General features: G+C 44.4%; 18 protein-coding genes. 11 read left to right on the top strand and 7 right to left on the bottom strand.

The window, feature by feature from the left end; genetic code table 11:
• Positions 1 to 45: 45 nt before the first annotated feature.
• The 3 genes from sps_RS24005 to sps_RS24020 all read right to left on the bottom strand — a co-directional run bounded on the left by sps_RS24005 (position 46) and on the right by sps_RS24020 (position 3,295).
• Positions 46 to 945 (bottom strand): hypothetical protein, encoded by a 900-nt coding sequence (locus sps_RS24005; RefSeq protein ID WP_077754819.1) that lies wholly within the window; start codon positions 943 to 945, stop codon positions 46 to 48.
• 431 nt (positions 946 to 1,376) lie between these two features.
• Complete coding sequence (locus tag sps_RS24015) at positions 1,377 to 1,721, bottom strand: hypothetical protein (protein ID WP_077754820.1); 345 nt, start codon at positions 1,719 to 1,721, stop codon at positions 1,377 to 1,379.
• Between the two features lie 1,121 nt (positions 1,722 to 2,842).
• The gene (locus tag sps_RS24020; protein ID WP_077754821.1) at positions 2,843 to 3,295 is read right to left on the bottom strand and encodes a hypothetical protein; all 453 of its coding nucleotides are present in this window, start codon (positions 3,293 to 3,295) and stop codon (positions 2,843 to 2,845) included.
• A gap of 369 nt (positions 3,296 to 3,664) precedes the next feature.
• Between sps_RS24020 and sps_RS24025 the strand changes: the two genes are divergently transcribed.
• The 5 genes from sps_RS24025 (at position 3,665) to sps_RS24045 (ending at position 9,002) form a co-directional block, all read left to right on the top strand.
• Complete coding sequence (locus sps_RS24025; protein ID WP_077754822.1) at positions 3,665 to 4,633, top strand: IS30 family transposase; 969 nt, start codon at positions 3,665 to 3,667, stop codon at positions 4,631 to 4,633.
• A 189-nt stretch (positions 4,634 to 4,822) separates the two neighbouring features.
• Positions 4,823 to 5,979 (top strand): IS3 family transposase gene (locus tag sps_RS24030; RefSeq protein WP_149027232.1). Its coding sequence is split into 2 segments (ribosomal slippage): positions 4,823 to 5,069 and positions 5,069 to 5,979, totalling 1,158 coding nucleotides; the frame shifts between segments, so codons are not numbered across the junction.
• Between the two features lie 68 nt (positions 5,980 to 6,047).
• The gene (gene ltrA, locus sps_RS24035; RefSeq protein WP_077754823.1) at positions 6,048 to 7,520 is read left to right on the top strand and encodes a group II intron reverse transcriptase/maturase; all 1,473 of its coding nucleotides are present in this window, start codon (positions 6,048 to 6,050) and stop codon (positions 7,518 to 7,520) included.
• Positions 7,521 to 7,938: 418 nt separating this feature from the next.
• Positions 7,939 to 8,352, top strand: coding sequence for a GNAT family N-acetyltransferase (locus tag sps_RS24040; RefSeq protein WP_077754824.1), 414 nt, complete (start codon positions 7,939 to 7,941; stop codon positions 8,350 to 8,352).
• A gap of 374 nt (positions 8,353 to 8,726) precedes the next feature.
• Positions 8,727 to 9,002 (top strand): hypothetical protein, encoded by a 276-nt coding sequence (locus sps_RS24045; protein ID WP_237157935.1) that lies wholly within the window; start codon positions 8,727 to 8,729, stop codon positions 9,000 to 9,002.
• Positions 9,003 to 9,058: 56 nt separating this feature from the next.
• Here the strand turns inward: sps_RS24045 and sps_RS24050 are convergent, their stop codons facing one another.
• From sps_RS24050 to sps_RS24065, 4 genes are all read right to left on the bottom strand, one after another.
• Positions 9,059 to 10,963 (bottom strand): ABC transporter transmembrane domain-containing protein, encoded by a 1,905-nt coding sequence (locus sps_RS24050; RefSeq protein WP_077754825.1) that lies wholly within the window; start codon positions 10,961 to 10,963, stop codon positions 9,059 to 9,061.
• Positions 10,964 to 11,122: 159 nt separating this feature from the next.
• The gene (gene hutZ, locus sps_RS24055) at positions 11,123 to 11,722 is read right to left on the bottom strand and encodes a heme utilization protein HutZ (RefSeq protein ID WP_077754826.1); all 600 of its coding nucleotides are present in this window, start codon (positions 11,720 to 11,722) and stop codon (positions 11,123 to 11,125) included.
• 89 nt (positions 11,723 to 11,811) lie between these two features.
• Positions 11,812 to 12,285: a heme utilization cystosolic carrier protein HutX gene (gene hutX, locus sps_RS24060; RefSeq protein WP_418346778.1), complete on the bottom strand. Its 474-nt coding sequence runs from the start codon at positions 12,283 to 12,285 to the stop codon at positions 11,812 to 11,814.
• 324 nt (positions 12,286 to 12,609) lie between these two features.
• Positions 12,610 to 14,640: a TonB-dependent hemoglobin/transferrin/lactoferrin family receptor gene (locus sps_RS24065; protein WP_077754828.1), complete on the bottom strand. Its 2,031-nt coding sequence runs from the start codon at positions 14,638 to 14,640 to the stop codon at positions 12,610 to 12,612.
• Between the two features lie 323 nt (positions 14,641 to 14,963).
• Here sps_RS24065 and sps_RS24070 point away from each other — a divergent pair, with 323 nt between their 5' ends.
• From sps_RS24070 to sps_RS24095, 6 genes are all read left to right on the top strand, one after another.
• The gene (locus tag sps_RS24070; protein WP_077754829.1) at positions 14,964 to 15,725 is read left to right on the top strand and encodes an energy transducer TonB; all 762 of its coding nucleotides are present in this window, start codon (positions 14,964 to 14,966) and stop codon (positions 15,723 to 15,725) included.
• Positions 15,726 to 15,833: 108 nt separating this feature from the next.
• Entirely contained in the window at positions 15,834 to 16,628 is a 795-nt protein-coding gene (locus sps_RS24075; protein WP_077754830.1) for a MotA/TolQ/ExbB proton channel family protein, read from the top strand.
• Positions 16,625 to 17,041, top strand: a complete 417-nt coding sequence (locus sps_RS24080; protein ID WP_077754831.1) for an ExbD/TolR family protein — start codon at positions 16,625 to 16,627, stop codon at positions 17,039 to 17,041. The genes sps_RS24075 and sps_RS24080 overlap by 4 nt, the downstream gene beginning before the upstream one ends.
• A 54-nt stretch (positions 17,042 to 17,095) precedes the next feature.
• Positions 17,096 to 18,049: a heme/hemin ABC transporter substrate-binding protein gene (locus tag sps_RS24085; protein ID WP_077754832.1), complete on the top strand. Its 954-nt coding sequence runs from the start codon at positions 17,096 to 17,098 to the stop codon at positions 18,047 to 18,049.
• Between the two features lie 27 nt (positions 18,050 to 18,076).
• The gene (locus sps_RS24090) at positions 18,077 to 19,093 is read left to right on the top strand and encodes a FecCD family ABC transporter permease (protein WP_077754833.1); all 1,017 of its coding nucleotides are present in this window, start codon (positions 18,077 to 18,079) and stop codon (positions 19,091 to 19,093) included.
• A gap of 11 nt (positions 19,094 to 19,104) precedes the next feature.
• Positions 19,105 to 19,869, top strand: a complete 765-nt coding sequence (locus tag sps_RS24095; RefSeq protein WP_077754834.1) for a heme ABC transporter ATP-binding protein — start codon at positions 19,105 to 19,107, stop codon at positions 19,867 to 19,869.
• Positions 19,870 to 19,980 lie beyond the last annotated feature (111 nt).

The raw sequence follows: 19,980 nt of genomic DNA on the forward strand, positions 1-19,980 counted from the left end.
TGGTGGGCATAATAAAGTGAAGCAGAAATAGAACTGATATAAGAATCAATCTTCGTTAATAATCATCAGGACAGAGTCCAGTATATGACTAAATGTAGGAGTATATGAATCACATGTATCTGAATAAAGAGTGATAATTTCTGAAGGTATCGATTTTATTAATAATGATGAGTCAACACTTCTACGCTCTTGAGTAGTTCGGAGGCGGTATGAACTACCGTTCCCTCGCTCCCAATCACTAGGGTTTAGCTGATAAACAGTTCTACGCCTTGCTATTCTACTTAAATCAGCAGAAATTGAAGGTAATAAAGAATCATCATTATTATCTATAAAGAGCCCCATATTTCTATTGAGTCTCGATAGAATTTGAAAATTTGTTGTGCCAACAACTACCCCTACATTGCTTTCAAAAGCATTATTTGGATCATCTTCCCGATTATTAGGACCAATAAAAAGGTTTCCAGGAAGCCAGGCATAGAACTGATTGAAAGTATCAAAGCCTAATGCATATGTTTCCCCTCCTGGGGTTGCCGTACCATACCCCTGAGACATAGCCAAATTTCCAGCCTCCACTAAATCATTGCCTAAAGATTCGCAATCTACTCCACCATTCCCGGCAAAAAAGTGTAAGTTATTTGCATATGAGTTAAAAAAACCCTTTAGGTTCCGCAACCTATTCATTTCAGCAACTCTATTGTAAAATCCTCTCAACCGATTATAAGGAATAATATGATGCCGTGAAACGTCCACAGTATAAGTGGGACCACGCCCCTGTGTGGTTAAATCTGAATTATAATTTATCAAATTTTCATATGGTGCTGATGGTCTAGCACCCATAGAAAGCTCATACTGACCAAAAGGTAAATCATCAGATGGCGCAGTAAATCCATAACCAGAATAAAAAGATAGCAGTATTACACTGCATATATTTATTTTAGAACGCATGTCAACTTACCTCTATATGAATAATTTTTTTACTAAATCCAATAGCAATTGCTGTCAAATGACCATATATAGTCACCTCGGGTTTATCAAGGCTATTGAAGCACTTCCTCTCGACCAAGGTGGTGCTGGCAGGCATAGATGCTGCGGATGTGCCTACGAACTAGGCTATAACCTTGACTTGCAAAGAGAAGAACTATTAAGCATTGAAACTGATTTCGTTAATGATTATCTACCTACAGTTAGAAGAAAGGAAATGCTACAACAAATTAAGTGGCATCACAAAATGGAGATGAGGTCTATGTTGTTTCTACATTTTTATCACCTTACTTAGATGTGTGGTGTTCAGGCAAGGTATTTTACAAACCTCGAGAAGCACTATAGAAACACATCACATTAAGGATCTAGTAATTAACTTAGCCCCATCACCATAATTAATCCCTGATTAATTGAAGGGCTAAAAGTGTATGGTTACTCTCAGTTACACAAGCATTTACTTTTTGGTTAAGAAGAAAAGCACTCTGAACCGTTTTCGTTAGATCTTTATGTATTTCATTAACTCTATATCCACTAGGTTCTGACTGATTTATTATTGCAACAATGCCGCGTTCCCTAACGGTACTGTCTGGAAATCGGTGATCAACATGAGCATAAACACTTGAAATTCTTGTATCTGATATAAGTGTACCACCAAATTTAGCACAATCTTCAGTGAAAGAATAAGACCAAGCATTACTCGATATACATAACAAGACAACAGGCATAATAATTTTTTTCATATAGACATCCATTTTATGTTAACTAAAAGTTACGCTCTCGTACAGAGGAGCATGGTAAGAAATTTCATTTTACTAAAATAAGCCTATTAACGTAGATTTATCCAACAGTACTATATTTTAACTAATCTCGTTTATAAATTTGATTATACATACCATAGCGAGTTCCTATATCTGAAACTAATACGCGACACCGAATGAGTAATTAATTACCCATTCTATTAATATCTACTACTTATATTCAGATATAACAGGTCTTCTGCACAGGTTAATATTACTTGAAATAGTAAGTATACAGTAGGTGTATAATCATGTTCGAATTTAACACCTACTATTAAACACCTTTTAATAAAAGTGGATCGCATGGAATACACTATAAAAATAGTCTCACTTCAACATCATAATATAAAGTTATATTTAACAATTGATACAATTTGTAACCAATTAAGGAAAATATAGGCTCTACGCGTCTTTGCGTGGAATCACTAATTTCTGTAAACTTCAGTGGCTTTCAACAATTACTTAAAAAAGGGATTTTCATGTTCGGTTCTCGCTCAGATTCATTTAATATGTGGCCAAAGGAAAAACTAACCTCCATTCTTTATCCATAATCTTACCAAACCAATAGAATGGTTATACCATTCTATTGGTTTGGTAAGAAGGGTTTTGCGCCATTTCATCGAAAAGTCCATAGTTAGCCTGTAGACCTTGATACTATGGGTTACAGAGGAGCGTGGTGACAAACCGTTCTTTTAGTCAGAGAACCCTCAAAACTGAGTTTAGCCGATGCTCAAGACAAATATGATGAGGTGATGGATGACTTTCCTGTGTGATGTTTAGAATTTTTGCGTCAGAGCGCAATCTCCGGAACCGAAGGCCTAGAGCAGAATGAACATCCTCCCGTTATTGAATAACGGGAGGATGTTCCGCAGATAGGCTAGTTGAAAACTATGCCATCTATGAAATCTTGAACCAGTGCATTTCACGTATCAAATGACATGCACATTGCTCCTGCTTGGCTGGGCATTAACGCAGCTGTTCACCACGATTAAGCGCTATCAGCTTATCAAGAATATGCTTTTGTTATGACACAAAGGTTAGGTGTAGATAATCACCCGCTTACGTTAGGGGTGGCAAGATCCGTTCTCTTTAACAGTGTACGTTATGTAAGTATGTCCTGATGAGATAGACATCTCTGGACACGTCGACGCGCCAAAGTTACCTAAAACTGTAACACCCTTTAAAGTTCCGAATTGATGAAGGTAGATATATTTAGACGAATTAGCCGAAGCAATTATCTGAGGACCACTAATAAGATCGCCGTATTCGTTATAGAACTGCGACACCAGTTGCACATAGTCCGATGTATTGTTTATAAGTGTAACAGGGTAATTATTCTGATTTCTTTCGTACGACGGAACTCTAATTTCTTCGAGTTTATCAAGATCCGGATGAATTCCAGCAAAATCTTGTACATCGTTTCCAGCAAAATCTTGTACATCGTTTCCAGCAAAAGCAGAGCAAGAAACTACAAGGGATAGACCTAACGCGATACTAGTTAATTTTATTTTTAACATGAAAATTCCACTTATTAGTTAGTTAGATAGATAGTTAGATTAAAATTTAATGTGATTGAATCATCTCATCAAGTTAAATTCACATATTATCCACTCATGTAAAACCACACAAAATCACATGGCCTTACCTTCACCCTTAACATAAGGGGGTACAGTAATGGATACAATTAAGCGCGATAAAGCACCGCGCAAACAACAAAGGCGCAACAAACTTAACGTGTGTAATGGTCAAGTAAAACTGTCCAAGTAGACAGCCAGCTTAAATTTCCCCGCCCCGTCCTCCACATGAAATGCAACACTCATGGAACTCTTTGATTTATAATCACTAGAGCATATTTATTCATGCATTTCACATAATAAGATGGGGTTATGGGCGCAAAACATTTAACGACTGAAGATCGCTTTTATATCGAAAAGCGGCGGACTGACAATACATCGATACGTTGCATAGCTAAAGAACTGGCTCGCAGCCCTAGCACCATCTCAAGAGAGGTTAGACGTAACACTCCAAGTGACTTTCAGGGCTTATATTCACATCGTGCAGCGACTAACTTATCAAAGGCTCGGCGTACTAAAGCCAGTAAAGGCAAAGCTTTCAAAGGTGTTGATGCGTTTATAGATTCATATATCCGAGAACGCTTAAGCACACATACCTCTCCTGATGTCATAAGTGGAGAGTTACGGGTGAAGCATCAGAGGTTTATCAGTGAGAATACAATCTATCGCTACATAAGCCACCTAGAGGTCAACGGAGAGCCGCTTAGAGCGCAACTTCCACATCGAGGTAAGGCTTATAAACGTTCAGGAACGGTTCGCTTAACGATTAAAAATCGCGTAGATATCAGCGAAAGGCCTAAGATTGCTGATGAAAAGACAGAAATAGGTCACGTAGAGATAGACACGGTGGTAGGTAAAGACCATAAGTCTAACTTACTGACTATAGTCGATAAATCCTCAAAAGTAGTGACTATAAGAAAGATAAAGAATAAGAGTGCAGATGCCGTTATCAAAGGCTTTGAAGACGTTTACGGCTCAACATTTTATGATTTTAAAACCATCACAGCAGATAACGGGACCGAGTTTGCAGGACATGAAACCATAGCCGAGATGATGGATGCAGACTTTTACTTCGCTAAGCCATATAGCTCCTGCGAGCGAGGGCTAAACGAGCATACCAATGGGTTAATTAGGCGATTTTTACCTAAAGGAACGGATTTTAATTTGGTAACAGAAGAAGAAATAGCGAAAATAGAGCATATATTGAATACGAGAGGGAGGGCTTCCCTCGGATATTATTCACCTTACGACATATTTATGCAGCATTTGAATGCGGCGTAGGGTATAAAGTGTTGCGCTTCATGTGGCGGAGGGGCCTCACCGTGATGCACCCCAAGACTCATTATTTGTATCCGTTGCTGGTTGAATAGTGCTTGCATTAATCGTTGCTCTGACATTGGAATCCCTATTCTGGTCTAATCGATCTGGACACCATGATTGTGGATAATAGAACTATCAATCGAGGTGAGCATGAATACGAAAAGACAGTACCGAACTTATACCAAAGAGTTTAAAGAAGAAGCTTTATGCTTAATAACCGAACAAGGCTATAGCGTTCCACAAGCCGCAGACGCGCTTGGTGTCTCATCCAACCTGCTCTATACCTGGAAACAGAAGGCTGAAGAGCTAGAGAGTTCTAACGTAACTTCAGATGAGAGAGCCGAGCTTTTAGCCCTAAGAAAAGAGGTTAAGCAGCTTCGCGTAGAGAAAGAAATATTAAAAAAGGCCAGTGCCTTCTTCGCGAAAGAAATGAAGTAAAGTTTCGGTATATTCGAGACAACCGCTCTCAATTCGAAATAAAAACAGTTTGTAAGGTGCTGAACGTTAGCCGTAGTGCCTTCTATGATTGGCTATCTAGGCCCGCTAAGATTATTAGCGAAAATGAGCTAAAACTGTATCGTACGGCAAAGCGCCTTTTCAAGCGCAGTCGTAACAGCTTAGGCTCACGTCAGTTATCCAAAAAACTATGTGAAGAAGGCTATATCATCGGCCGTTATCGCACTCGCTCTATCATGCGAAAGCTTGGCTTAGTGGTGACTCAGCGCCAAGCCTATACAGTAACGACTAAGCGAAAACACAGTGATAGTGTTGCAGATAACGTGCTGAGCCAGAACTTTAACCCTGCTGAACCTAACCAAGCTTGGGCAGGTGATGTCACCTATCTGAGAACTAACGAAGGCTGGATGTATTTAGCTATTGTTATGGATTTACACTCTAGACGAATCATTGGCTGGAGTATCTCGAAACGAATGACCGTCAGCTTGGTTGAACGTGCATTACAGGTGGCTATAACACTTCGTCAACCAGGCTGCGGTGTTTTATTTCACAGTGACAGAGGCTCGCAGTATACGAGTAAGCAATTCCAAAGCTTGCTAACAAAGAGCGGAATGACACCTTCTATGAGCAGTGTTGGCGCTTGCCTAGATAATGCTGTCGTTGAACGATTTTTTGGTAGTTTAAAGCACGAATGGCTGTTGAATGTAGTTCATTTAACACGAGAGTCAATGAAGCAAGATGTTGAGGAATATATTAGGTATTACAACCATGAGCGGTTACATACTACGCTAGGTGATTTAACACCGAGCAACTATGAAAAGTTACAAAGTCAGGTGTCCAGTTGTGCTTGACCAGAATACTTCTAGCTGGTCTCCCGTTGCAAGATGATTTGAGGAACTTTATTCAAGGAGAAACGCAAATGGTAGCTTCAACAGAAGTTAGTGCCTCTCCTGACGAGGCTCAATGGCAAGCCATTAACTGGGCGGCGATTGGGCAGCACGTATTAAAGCTTCAAATGCGCATTGCAAAAGCAACCCGAGAAGGTAAACGCGGCAGAGCGAAAGCCTTGCAGTGGATACTAACTCACTCAAAAGCAGCAAAGCTTCTTGCTGTTAAACGAGTATCTCAAAACAAAGGCAGTAAAACGCCAGGAATAGACGGCATCATCTGGAATACCGATGTCCGTTGTATGGCGGCGGTCAATCAACTGAGCAGAAAAGGCTACCAAGCTAAACCGCTCAGGCGTATCTATATCCCCAAGAAAAACGGCAAACTCAGACCCCTAGGCATTCCTTGCATGATAGACAGGGCGCAACAAGCCCTCCACCTTCTTGCATTAGAGCCTATCTCTGAGACCATTGTCGACCCAAACAGTTATGGTTTTCGACCTAACCGAAGTACTGCCGATGCCATCGCGCAATGCTTCAAATGCTTGTGTCAGAAAAACTCTAGCCAATGGGTTCTTGAGGGAGACATCAAAGCCTGTTTCGATAAGATTGGTCATCAATGGCTTATCGATAACATTCAATTAGATAAACGAATGCTGAAACAATGGCTTGGGTGTGGTTTTGTTGACAAAGGATTGTTCTATAAAACAGCAGAAGGGACACCACAAGGTGGGATAATATCTCCTACTCTGATGCTGCTCACGCTTGCTGGGTTAGAACAATTGGTTAAGTCTATTGCTCGTAAAACAGGTGATAGGGTCAACTTCATCGGATACGCAGATGATTTTGTAATAACGGGGACTTCACAGCAGTTCCTACTTAACGAAATCAAACCGCAGCTAATTGGTTTTCTACAAGAAAGAGGCTTAACACTTTCTGAAGAGAAAACGCATGTCACTCATATTGATGATGGTTTTGACTTTCTGGGATTCAATCTTAGGAAGTACAAAGGCAAACTGCTTATTAAACCAAGTAAGAGCAATGTATTATCATTTTTGAGTAACTTACGCGAACTCGTCAAAAAGCACGCAACTATTCCAGTAAACGATCTCATTAAGATTTTGAATCCGAAGCTGAGAGGATGGGCGAATTATTATCGTCATTGTGTGGCAAAGCGAACTTTCGATTATGTAGGCCATCAACTTTTCTGGTTGTTATGGCGATGGGCGGTAAGGCGTCACCTAACGAAAAGCAAAGACTGGGTACGTCGAAAATACTACATGAATCGCATAGGTGGGTGGCAATTCCACGGCTGGCAGGAAATCGCCAACATGGACTGCCATTTTAATCTGGTTCAGATCGCTCAAACGCCGATAAAGAGACATGTGAAAATCAGGAGTGCTGCTACGCCATTCGATCCTCAATATCTAGCCTATTTGGTAAAGAGGAAACCGAAAAAGCAAAGTCGTAATTCTTGGTTCGAACCTGCTCTAGCTGCAATGTAATGTAGGTAGCTGGGTAACGTAACACGCCTTAGTGGAGGCTTGAGCCCAGTGCAGTGAAAGTTGCACGCTGGGTTCTTAGGAGGGCGGCACTTGGCAACAAGTGCCGCCTATCCGACAGGTTCGTGTCAGTTTTTCTCCTGGCACGTTTATGCCCCTTTCGAGTTACAGGCGATGAGCAGGACAGAATAGTGACGAGCCAATTGAACTACTTTGGTTAATCAATAAGTGACAGTTACTGGCTACTTTAGGCTAGACATCAATATTAATGCTCACTTTTCATTTTTTTGTGATCGTTTATTCAGTACAACTTTGTTAGAGTGTTTATAAATCAACACCTTCTCTAAGGTGAAGTTTAAATAATAGGTTTATGATATGAGCATGCGCACTATATAAATGCTAGCTGACTCAAGGGAAGTAAATGGAACTAACAACTACCACTCAGCCAAGGCAAGAAGACGACGAATTTGTTATCAAGGCCACAAGAGCATATAACTCTCAGTTTGTCAGCGAAGAGTGGTCACCCGTATCTGTTTACATCCGAAATGATAACGAGGAGATTATTGCCGGTTTAACGGGCAAAATCTTCGGGAATTGGCTTAATGTTGAGTTCTTATGGGTCAGCGAAGAGCACCGTGGTAGGGATTTAGGCTCCAAAGTGTTGTCTGCTGCTGAAAGCAAGGCAATTGATAAAGGGTGTGTTGCGTCCACCTTAGACACATTCAGTTTTCAAGCTCTGGGATTTTACAGAAAGCAGGGCTATGAAATTGTTGGGTCACTTGATGGTTATTACGAAAATCATCAGCGTCACTATCTTCAGAAAAAGCTGGTGTAATCGGAGCTCGTTAGCTAACCAGGCGCCCCAGTTCAGGGGCGTTATCGTATATCCGAACGCTATACTTTTTCTAATGCCACTACTCATTTCTAGATTTTTAACTCTGACAAGCTTTTGTCCAAAAACGTGTTTAGATAGTACCTTTAAGCTCCAATCGAAGAGATGAATAATCCGATGTAGATACGGCTGTGGGCTTCCAAAACATGGATGTTTTGGTAGAGCTTACAGGGACTGTACTTGCTGCGTTCCACAGAGGTATCTACATGTGAGCTTGCCGCAGGCAATAGATAACAATGAAGCTTTGGTACTCAGCAGGCTAATCCAAGTATCAAACCAGCCCAATGAACCCAGCTCAAAAGATACTTGAGTAACTTGTGATCCGACAAGTCAGCATGTTTTTGTCCAGAAACGTGTTTCTAGTCAGTAAAATTCAAAATAGAAGAAGCAACTTTCTCGAAACCAGAACAGGTGTGAACGCGGCTGTGACCTTCGACATCAGGGATGATGTCGCAGAGCCCACAGGGATTGTGCTTGCGGCGTGCCACAGAAGTGTTTGCACATTTAGCGAGCCGCAGGCTAAAGATAACCATGAAGATAAGGTATTCAGCAAACCAAGCAAATACCAAACCAGTCCAATGAACCCACTCTAAAGGATATTTGAAACTTGTTATCAGACAAGTTAAGTCTATTTGTTATCCGACAAGTTTTAAGTCTCTGTTATCAATTGCAAACTAGCAAATTCTCGATAAAGCTCGCTGCTTTGCATCAACTCTTGATGGGTACCGCTCGCCACTAACTGGCCTTTGTCCATCACCAGAATACGGTCGGCGTTGAGTACTGTCGCTAGTCTATGAGCAATGATCAAGGTCGTCTTACCCACCATTAAGCTGTCCAACGCCTGTTTGACTTTATGTTCACTGATAGCATCCAATGCACTGGTGGCTTCATCGAGTAAGAGTATCGGCCTGTCGGCCAAGATAGCTCTGGCGATGGCGATTCTCTGTTTCTGGCCACCGGATAACCTCACCCCGCGCTCGCCAAGGTAGGTTTGATAGCCATTGCTAAACTCACAGATAAATTCATGGGCTCGCGCGGCCTCACAGGCTTTAATCACCTCTTCCTCACTGGCATCTAATCTGCCGTAACGCACGTTTTCTAGCACACTGGTAGCAAAGATAACCGATTCCTGAGGCACCAGAGCATATTGCTGACGTAGTGTCTGGGGCTTAAGTTGCGCGATATCGATACCATCTAGCTCTATGGTGCCGCCATTTAAACAGTAGAAACGCTGTAGCAACTCGAACAAGGTGCTCTTACCCGCACCACTGGCACCAACCAGGGCGACTCTCTCACCTGGATGAATATGAATATCCAGACCTCTGATCACCTCCTCATCATTAGTAAGCGCTAACCTACCATCGATGTCTGTCTTCGCTTTTTGTTTAAGCTGGGAGTCCTGAATACTTTGATAACTAAAGCGCACCCCGTTAAGCTTGAGTTCACCTTGAACCCTTTCCGGAAGTTCCGCCGGATTATTTACGGTGGGAATATCTATAGGGGTCTCGATAAGCTCAATCAAACGCTCGGAAGCACCAGCGGCTCTTTGTATCTCGCCTATCACTTCACTGATGGTGGCTACTGAGCCGGCAACCATCACGGCATAAAACATAAATGCCGACAATTCACCGCCCGTCATGCCACCGGACATAACGTCATGGGCACCCACCCAAGTCACTAGGGCTATGGCAAAAATACTGAGGAACATCACCAGAGCGATGAGAACAGATCGATACCAGATCCGGCCCCTTGCCGCATCCATAACCGCTTCAACCCTGTTGCTAAACAAGGCCCTGTCCTGATCTTCGTGAGAATATGCCTGCACCGTGTGGATTTCGTGTAGCGTTTCATCGACATAGGCCCCAAGATCGCCGACTCTGTCCTGGCTCTTGCGGGATAACTCTCTGACCTTACGGCCAAAGAAGAAAATAGGCCCCAATACCAAAGGCACAGCCAACAAGACCAAACCCGTCATCTTGATGCTGGTGATCCCCATCATGACGATGCCGCCAATCACAGTCACACTGGCACGCAGCGCCATGGAAAGGCTGGAGCCCACCACAGACTGAAGCAGAGTTGAATCCGCGGTAAATCGAGAGATCACCTCACCAGTACGTAATTTGGCATAGAAGCCCGGTGACAGCTTGAGCAGATGGTCATATACCTTCAGACGAATATCTGCGCTGACCCGCTCCCCAAGCCAGGTCATCAGATAGAAACGGCAGAAGATAGCTGAACTACTCAAGGCAGTAATACCTATCACCAGTATGATGATCTCGTTGAGACGATTGCCATTTTCCTGTAAGAAGCCTTCATCCACCATAAGTCGAACACCTTGGCCTAATGAGAGCCAGGCTAAGGAACCAATAAACAGGAAGACGATAGCCGCGATGACTCTCGCCTTATAGGGTTTGAGAAAGGTCGCGATCCAGGGCAGCACTGAGCGCCGATGGACTTGGGACTTGGGACTCTTTGGCGCCGAAGCGGAAACAGAGTTAGCCGATTTGTTCGCCTCGGTATTTATGGTTGAGGCTGAAGAAGCATCTTGACTCAAGGGGAATCCTTACTGAAGAAGTAGTCTTAATGGAGAAGTTTTCTCAATGGAGAAGTAGTAACGGAAAATGAACTTCTTTTATTAATTTAGTAAAACAGAATAACAAAACCCGCGTTAAAACGCGGGTTTTGTTTGTATCAGAAGGTTTTTAAGTTACTTTTAAGCTGGCTCAGCGATCTCAGCTTCAACTTTTGGAGCGCCGCCGTGATGGCCGTCGCGCTTCCAATCCACATCGAGTAACTCAGAGCCTGTCAGGCTAAATGCCTGGCCGAAGCCTTTCACATAGAGGCCATGATGAGGCGTCAGCTTAAACAGGTTAAAATCTTTCAATACCGATAGATTATCGATCATCTCACCGAAACGAGCCGACAGCGCCGCAACACCTTTGGTAAATGTCTCAGTCTCTCTGTCTACGATGCTTGCATGGGCATCGAAGGTCAGACGTTTACGGGCGAAGATGGTTTTCGCTTCCGACTCATCTTCAACCAACATTACTGAGACTTCAGATGACTCTTTTAGGTTAGTGCCGTGTCTTGCAAGCTCACTGACCAAGATATAGAAACCATCATCGACAAGTGCGAATGGGGCATAACTGGCATTGGGCACACCCGCTGCATTTTTGGTTGCCAGCTGTAATGAGCTCCGGCTCGCCTTAAACTCTTCAATTTCTGGCAATAATTTTTCGCGTAATCTCAGCTCTTTGTCTACTGATGCTTTCTCTTGTGCTGCTTTTTGTTCTGACGCTTTTTGTTCTGACATAATGATTATCTCTACACTCAAATAGGGGAAAAGGCTTAGCGGTTTAATTTATTCCGCCTGAAACTTTCAATTCAGGCGGCAAACACTTGCTACGCCTTACTCTGTTCTTTTAATTGTTTAAATCGACTGACCTGCTCAGGAATAAGTACTCGCTTCTTGTCTCTTCCCAGATAAATCTTGAACACCACTTCGCCCTTGGCACCAAAAAAGTTAATCGCGTGGCTCTCTTGCCCTCTAAATGGACGACTGAGTAGTGCGATTGCACTAATATCATCTAGCTTGAGGTGACCATGGAGGCCATCACCCTTAGTGATCAGGTTGTAATAACCGTGGGCATATTTTCCCTTAGGGAAAGCACCTTTAAATTCGAAGATACTGCCTGAAACCGAGATAATCGTGGTCATCGGCCCCCAAGTAGGCAGCTCTTCCAATAAACTGTCTTTCTCACTCAATGACAAAAGGGCAAACTGCCCCTGTGGAAGCTGTGATACTACCTCCAATTCAGTGACTGCCAGCTCAGCTGCGATTTGGCCTGCCATCAATTCAGGTCTATCCTTTAGCATGGAGCGAATAGCAAGTTTGCTCTCTTCGGTAAGTTTCTCTTCGATTATTTTTTCCATTGGATGTCCTATCGATAAATGTATTCTTTTAGTTCCGAATGCTGTGAGTACAATTTAAGTAGTAAACTGACAACTGACACTCTTTCGAAACCCTCTTTGGTCGACCCACAAAAGGGATGTGTTGTACTAAGCCTCGCTTCACACAAGCACTTAGTTGACCCCAACACCTCCCCCTGTGAGCAAAAAATGTTTAAATCCATTTAAAAATAGTGTTTTACGCTTTGCTGCTAGCTATTTATTGCTAGCTATTATTTCAAGCAATCAAAATTAGAAATTGTATCTGGCCGACAGCTTGAAGTTGCGACCCTGCTCGTACAAGTTCTGCCACGCTTGGCGGTATTCTTCATCACCTATGTTTTCGATGGCAAAATCGACACGTAAACCTTCAAGCGACCCCATGGCTGGTTCCCATGCCACATACACATCCCAAAGCTTGTAGCTGTCATACACGTCATCATAAGATCCTGACGTCTGATCTTGATCTGCCACGTAGGTAATACGGGTACCAAATTTAAGATCCCCTTGCATTACCCCCTGAGACAGGTCGGCAACAAATTTCTTCGCTGGAATGTTAGTCAGGTACTCGCCGCTGTTTTTGTTTTTCCCTTCTGTCTGACCATAGTTGAGCATTAAGCGGGTCTGCTCATAGCGATAACGGGTACTGAACTCGAAACCAGTCAGCTTGGCTTCATCAACGTTGTCCCAAGAGGTTGTCATCTTAGGAGAACCATTCTCAAACGTTATGTCCGATACGTACTGTTCGATGAAGTCATCCACATCGTTACGGAACACGTTCAAGGTAATAGCTAACTCATCGTCACCCGCCAAGTTACTGAAACGCATGTCCGCCTTAATCTCTTTGTTCTGAGCGCTTTCCGCTTTCAGATCCGGATTAGGCTCGAAGGTGTTACACACAAAGCCAGGAATACAGAAGTGGGTACCGGTCGAATACATTTCCTCTATGCTCGGCGCTCTAAAGGCTTCATCGTATCTGGCACTCAGAGTCAGCCAGTTTGTGGTTTTCCAAACGAGACCCAGCGAAGGCGATAATGCATTATCGTCTGATGACTCACCTAAGTTAATACTCTCATTTTCGAAGGTGTCGTAGCGCGCCGCGACTTCCAAAGCTAGAGTCTCGGTAAGTCCTATATCAGCCTTAGCGAAAGCGCCCCAAACTGTGGTCTTGCCATCGATATCATCGGGGCGTTCCCCCGTTTGCTCCGGGTCGTCACGTACAGTCTTAATCTTGTCCTGATAGCCATCGATGCCGTATGTCAGGGTTGTGCCGCCAAAAATAGAGCTGTTATTAACACTAAAACCTAAGGTTTCATATTCGGTGCTATCCACCTGACCCATTGTGACCCTGTCTTCATCATAATCTGTACCGTTCCAGTAAAGAGTGGTCTTCAGATCTAGATAGTCATTCTTAGTCGGGTTTAAGCTGTAATCTAAGGTGAAGTTTTTATCTTTAGTCTTACGCTGAATCAGAGGAACTGAGCTACCAACTTCTGCTGCTGGGTTACTTGGTACCAATTCATCGGTATCGGAGAAACGACCCGAGAATTGCAGGCGCTGATCGTCCGTCGGCTCCCAGCCAAACTTTATTAAGCCACTGCTTCTTTGTGCTCCGCTGTTTGCCAGGGTTTGGTCGTTGCCTATCTTGATATTATTGCTGTCGTTGTAGCTACCGTTGATCAACCAGTCAAATTTATCGGCGACACCATAAATCGCGCCACTGGTCTTAATTTTATCACCGTTAGACTCAAAGCCCTGCTTAAGGTAGCCACCAAATGTGTCTCCCTCATCTAACATATCTTTAGCCGATTTAGTGTTCTGTGCGACCACACCACCGATTGCCCCACTTCCCCATAGGCTACTCGCCGGGCCACGTACCACTTCAACAGATTTAAGTAACTCCGGATCCATGAAATAAGTACCACGGTGACCTGAGTTCGCGTTTTGACGTGCACCATCTATGGTTTGCAGCACACGTTGGCCGCTCATGCCACGGATCTCAACACCTTGAGATGAGGCACGAGGGCCATTTGAAACATTAATATTGGCTTCGTTTTTCAGCGCTTGGGCAACCGATGCTGGTTGTCGCTCCTGCAGCTCCTCTTCATCAATAACGGCAACACTTCGGCTTGTATCCGATGCCTTTTCACTGATACGGGTAGCGGTAACCAACACTTCATCAAACTCAGCAACAGACTCTGCTTGTTGAGCAAAAGTCTTAGCTGATATGGCCGTAGAACTCAGTGCTATCGCCATAGCTATCACTAACGGCTTTTTTGTCATCGATCATTTCCTCAGGTCTTATTATTAATCTATTTCCAGCCCAAACCACCAACAGGATCTAAAGTATCGATCGTTAGCAGCTCAAAGTTTCAACAGTTTCAATGGGTATTTTTGGCACTTTACATGAGTAGAAGATTTAGATCAAATAGAAATCATTATCATTTGCGATCTCATTTATATTCGTATATCTTGTATGGGTAATATGGATTTACGTTAAGAGTTCAGGATTTAAAATTCTTTATCAACAGTTAGTTACACACGGTTAACAGGGTGACAACAGAGAGGAACTCATTGCCCCTAAGAGAAAGAGAAGCGTAAAGACAATGACACCTAAACGATATTTGGCATTCGGCTGCATCACCTTATTGATTCAGGGTGGGCTTATTGCTGCCCAGGATATACTGCCGAATGATATCGAAAAGTTCCAGATGAACACTGGCAGCGCCATGGGTCAAACTCAGGCGGTAAATATATCGATCGCAATGCGCTCCAGTGTCGAAGTAGAGGCTACACCGCAAAAAGAGAGCGAGCCAGAGAAAGAAATAGCGAAAGTTCAGAAACCAGTCCCCGTAGCTAAGCCCATCGAAACCGTCGCGAAACCAATATCTAAACCAATGGCCAAATCGAAGCCAAAGCCCTGCGAGCTTGCTAAATCAAATACTAAGAAGCAGGTTAAAGAGACTGCTCAAGAACCGATTAAAGAGACAGACAAGAAACCTGAACTCACAGCTCGAACCAATGTTCCTGTACAGACACAATCACAGAATCAAGCCGAAGTAACCGCCAAGCAAGGCGTCAGTCAAGCAGCCATGACTCTGAGTAGACCGACATTTTCATCTCCACCAGCCCAACCTAGATACCCTAAGCTAGCCCGTAAACGAGGCTTCGAAGGCACGGCAACAATAGAGGTGATGTTTAATCATATTGGCGAGCAGTTATCACTCACGCTCATTAATAGCTCAGGGTTTTCATTACTCGACAAAGCGGCAATCACTGCGGTTGAGCAGTGGCAATTTACCCCGCCTTCACCGCAAACAGCCTTCGCCTATACGGTTAAAGTACCGGTCAAGTTTGCCCTTAATTAACATTTAATTTTTCCTGAGAACGAAATGTGTCAACCAGCTTCAGCCAGTTAGGCCACTCCAATGAGTGATAGGTTTTCACCAATGCGTTTTCAACAATAAGGACCTCAGATGTCTGTTACTTTGTTTACCTCTTTAAACGAACAGCTTGGCCCCCTCACCTGGCCTATGTTGATCTGTGCTTTTATCGCCCTAATGATCATCTTAGAACGACTCGCATTGGTAATGTTCGAATTACCTAAACGCGATACCTGGTTAAGCGAACTTCGCAAACAGACCAGAACAGCTAACCCGGAACAACTCAAAAGCTTGATAACCCAGTTGAGTACTGGACGAAGCGTGTTGTCTAAAGGTACACACCTGCTGCTAACCCACGCAGGTCAAAACCGTGCCATGCGAGAGGAGATCATCAATCTTTGGTTAACTAAACAGAAGCAAAAGTTGAGAGCCGGCCTTAAGGTGTTACAAGTGATCGGCATTATCACCCCGCTATTAGGCCTATTGGGTACTGTACTAGGGTTAATCGAGATGTTTAATCAACTCGGCGCTTCCGATGGTCCTGTGACCCCATCTCAACTTGCATCCGGCTTAGGCTTGGCAATGAATACCACTGCAGCAGGCCTCATCATAGCTGTTCCCGCTATCACTATGGCCCATCTTTTCGGGATTTGGGCTGATCAACGTTGCAGCAAGATTGCCCATGCCCTCAATCAGATCAACTTATGGCTCGAAGGGTTAGAGCAAGCCATGACCTTAGGCAATGATTCACAGACCAGTGCCTTTAGCGCTCAGACGAATAAAGTCCAGACCAGAATGAGCCAGTCTAAAAAAGCGCAAGCTGCTGATGCTCAGGTTAAAACTCAGGCTAATGAAGCACTGGCGAATAACGCTCAGGTGAGCATATGATTGGAATAGAGCAAGATGATGCAGGCTCAGGCATAACCGGATTAGACCTGACACCTTTGATAGACATCATCTTCATCGTCTTAGTGTTTCTCTTGCTGACCGCTAATACTCAACTATTCAGCCTACCCATCGAAGTTCCGACGGAATCGACATCAGAATTACAGGCCTTATCTCAAGATAAGCACCTCACCATCAATGTGATGTCTTCACAGCCTTTTTGGGCACTAAATGGTGAAGAATATCAGGATTTCGCACAGTTTGAACAAGCCTTCATCAGCAGCTTTACTGCGGAACCAGACACAAAGGTGATTATTGCAGCCGATAAAGAGGCACAGGTTCAACCTTTGATGACCTTGCTTGCACTTATGCAGAGGCAGCAGATCAGCAATACCCAAATACTAATGGAGCCATAGACATTTATAGATAACAAGAATATTTATCCCATTACCCTATTTTCGGAGCCACACATGTTTAACCCATCACAGGTTTTTACTAAACAAATTATCTCGAAGAGCCTGCTGTTATCAGCCAGCCTTTTACTGACATTCAATGCTTTCGCCCATGAAGGTGTTCATGGCGAACAGGAAACACAACAAGCACGTCTTGTAAGTGCCGGCGCCGGAGTAACCGAGTTAGTGCTGGCACTGGAAGCCGGAGATGAGTTAGTGGCGGTAGACTCCACCAGCATACTGCCTTCATCAATGACAAAAATAGAGAAACTGGGCTATCACAGAATGCTCTCGGCAGAAGGCATTTTAGCCTTAACCCCTACTCTGGTTCTGGGCACCGATGCCATGGGGCCGGAAACGACCTTGGAGGTGCTCAGAAGTGCCGATGTCGAAGTAGTGAAACTGCCAACAGCAAATGATCAGCCTCAACTGCTGAGCAACATAGATGAGATCGGTAAGTTACTCAATCGTGAACCTCAAGCCAAACAGTTAAAGCTTGAGCTTAAAGCCTCATTAAATGCTATTGCAGCCAAGAAGAAGCAAATTGGCAGCGCTGAAAAAGCACCTAAGATCCTGTTTATGTTGTTGCAAGCCGACAGACCTGCACGGGTTGGCGGTGAAGGTACTGCAGCCGATATTATCATTAAGCTAGCTGGAGGTAACAACATCGCCGATTTCTCCGGCTATAAGAGTCTGTCTCAGGAGGGGATTTTATCACTACAACCGGATCTTATTCTGATCTCTAATCGCTCACATGATCAAGCCGAAACATCCATGAGTGATGCAGAAAAAGCCGCTAGCGATACCGCAAAAGTGCTAAAAGCCATGCCACTCCTTGAGCATACTCCGGCAGGTAAAAACAGCAAGATACAGTCAATCAAACCTCAAGCCTTGTTAGGCGGCCTCGGCTTAAGTGCCATCGAAGCGGCCGATAAACTTGCCACTGATCTGATTGAAATTAATCGATATTAACCCCATACCCAGACCTTGGATAATTTTATGAATAGCCAACGTTGGCTCTGGCCCGGACTCATCGCCTTACTGGTTATCACCAGCTTAATGTCGATCAGCACGGGACCACTGAATATCAGTCCGTCGACCAGCCTCAGTGCGGTGATCTCCTGGGCGACTCATTATCAAGTCGCCGATGTCGCTCCCCATGAACAATTGGTGATCAACAATGTTCGCCTGCCAAGAACCCTTCTGGCCATGGCCGTTGGCGCCATTTTGGCACAATGTGGTGCCGTGATGCAGGGGCTGTTTCGCAATCCCTTGGCCGATCCCGGTATTATCGGGGTTTCTTCCGGCGCTGCTCTGGGTGCAGCCATATGCATCGTCATGTTTCCGGCAGCTGCGGAATATTGGATCGCTTTTAGTGCGTTTATTGCAGGCTTAATCACGACCTTACTTGTGTACCGCTTAGCCACTAGCCCGACCGGAACTTCTGTGGTGTTACTGCTGCTTTCCGGCGTTGCGGTTGCAGCCTTAGCAGGAGCAGGCATAGGCCTGTTGACTTACATGGCCAACGATATGGCACTGAGGGATCTCACCCTGTGGCAGATGGGCTCCATTGCCGGTGCTCAATGGCAATATGTCATTCTCGCCTTAGTCGCACTTGTCCTGCTTAGCTGGCACTTCAATCGTAGCGCCAGGGCGCTGAATGCACTACTTCTGGGAGAATCTGAAGCCCGACACTTGGGCATAGACGTAGACAAACTTAAGTTTAGACTCATCTTGCTCTGTGCATTAGGTGTTGGGATCTCTGTCGCTGCAACTGGCATCATAGGCTTTATCGGTCTGGTAATTCCTCATCTAGTTCGTATTCTCATTGGCCCAGATCACAAGCAACTATTGCCTCTAAGTGCCCTACTCGGTGCGGTGATATTGGCCATGGCCGACATAGGAGCCCGCTCTTTGGTCGCACCATCAGAGCTCCCCGTTGGCTTAGTTACGGCACTGCTTGGCGCCCCATTCTTTATCTTCTTGCTGCTGAAGCAGCGGTCTAAATTTCTATAGGTGACTGACACATGATTGAAATTAAACATCTGTCGGTTCGCATAGGACACAAGCCGGTATTGACTGACATCAACCTCAACATAGCAGCCGGTAAGGTCACAGCCCTACTGGGACCCAATGGCGCGGGTAAGTCGACACTACTCAAGAGTCTCTGTCAGGAAACGGAAGTCGATTCCGGTGAGATCTTACTCGACAATCGCCCGCTACATGAATGGGATAGATTAGAGTTGGCTAAGACTCTGGCCGTTCTGCCACAACACGCCAGCCTTACCTTCCCCTTTAAGGTGAGCGAGGTCGTCGCTATGGGCTTATATCCTTTGAGTGTTAGCCGGAGTCAAGGGAGCGAAATTGTAGATCAACAACTACAAAGACTAGATCTGCTGTCACTTAAGTACCGCAGCTACCCGACCCTGTCCGGTGGAGAGAAGCAGCGAGTACAACTAGCGAGAGTACTGACCCAGTTACAGCAAGCGAGTCGCCCACCTATCTTACTCTTGGATGAACCAACCTCGGCGCTGGATCTCGCTCAACAACACAGGGTTTTATCTTTAGCTAAAACCTTAGCTCACGAGCACAACTATGCCGTCATCGTTGTGCTGCACGATCTCAATCAAGCCTCACGCTATGCCGACAATTTAGTGGTTTTGGAGCAAGGACAAATTGTCAGCCAGGGCACACCCAAAGAGGCTCTGTCACCCGAGACTATCCGTCAGGTGTGGAAATATGACCCACTAGTAGTCAAGGCTCCTGACAGTGAAATCCCCCTGCTTTTTTAACACTGTCCAAGTGCTTACTGCCTGGCAGCAATCGAGTCTGCTAGGCAACCTTTACAATTCACTTCATTTTATATTGATCGAAAGCAAGGAACCCAAAATCGATAGTGATTA

This window comes from Shewanella psychrophila (genome assembly GCF_002005305.1).
In the GTDB taxonomy this organism is placed as follows: Bacteria; Pseudomonadota; Gammaproteobacteria; order Enterobacterales; family Shewanellaceae; genus Shewanella; species Shewanella psychrophila.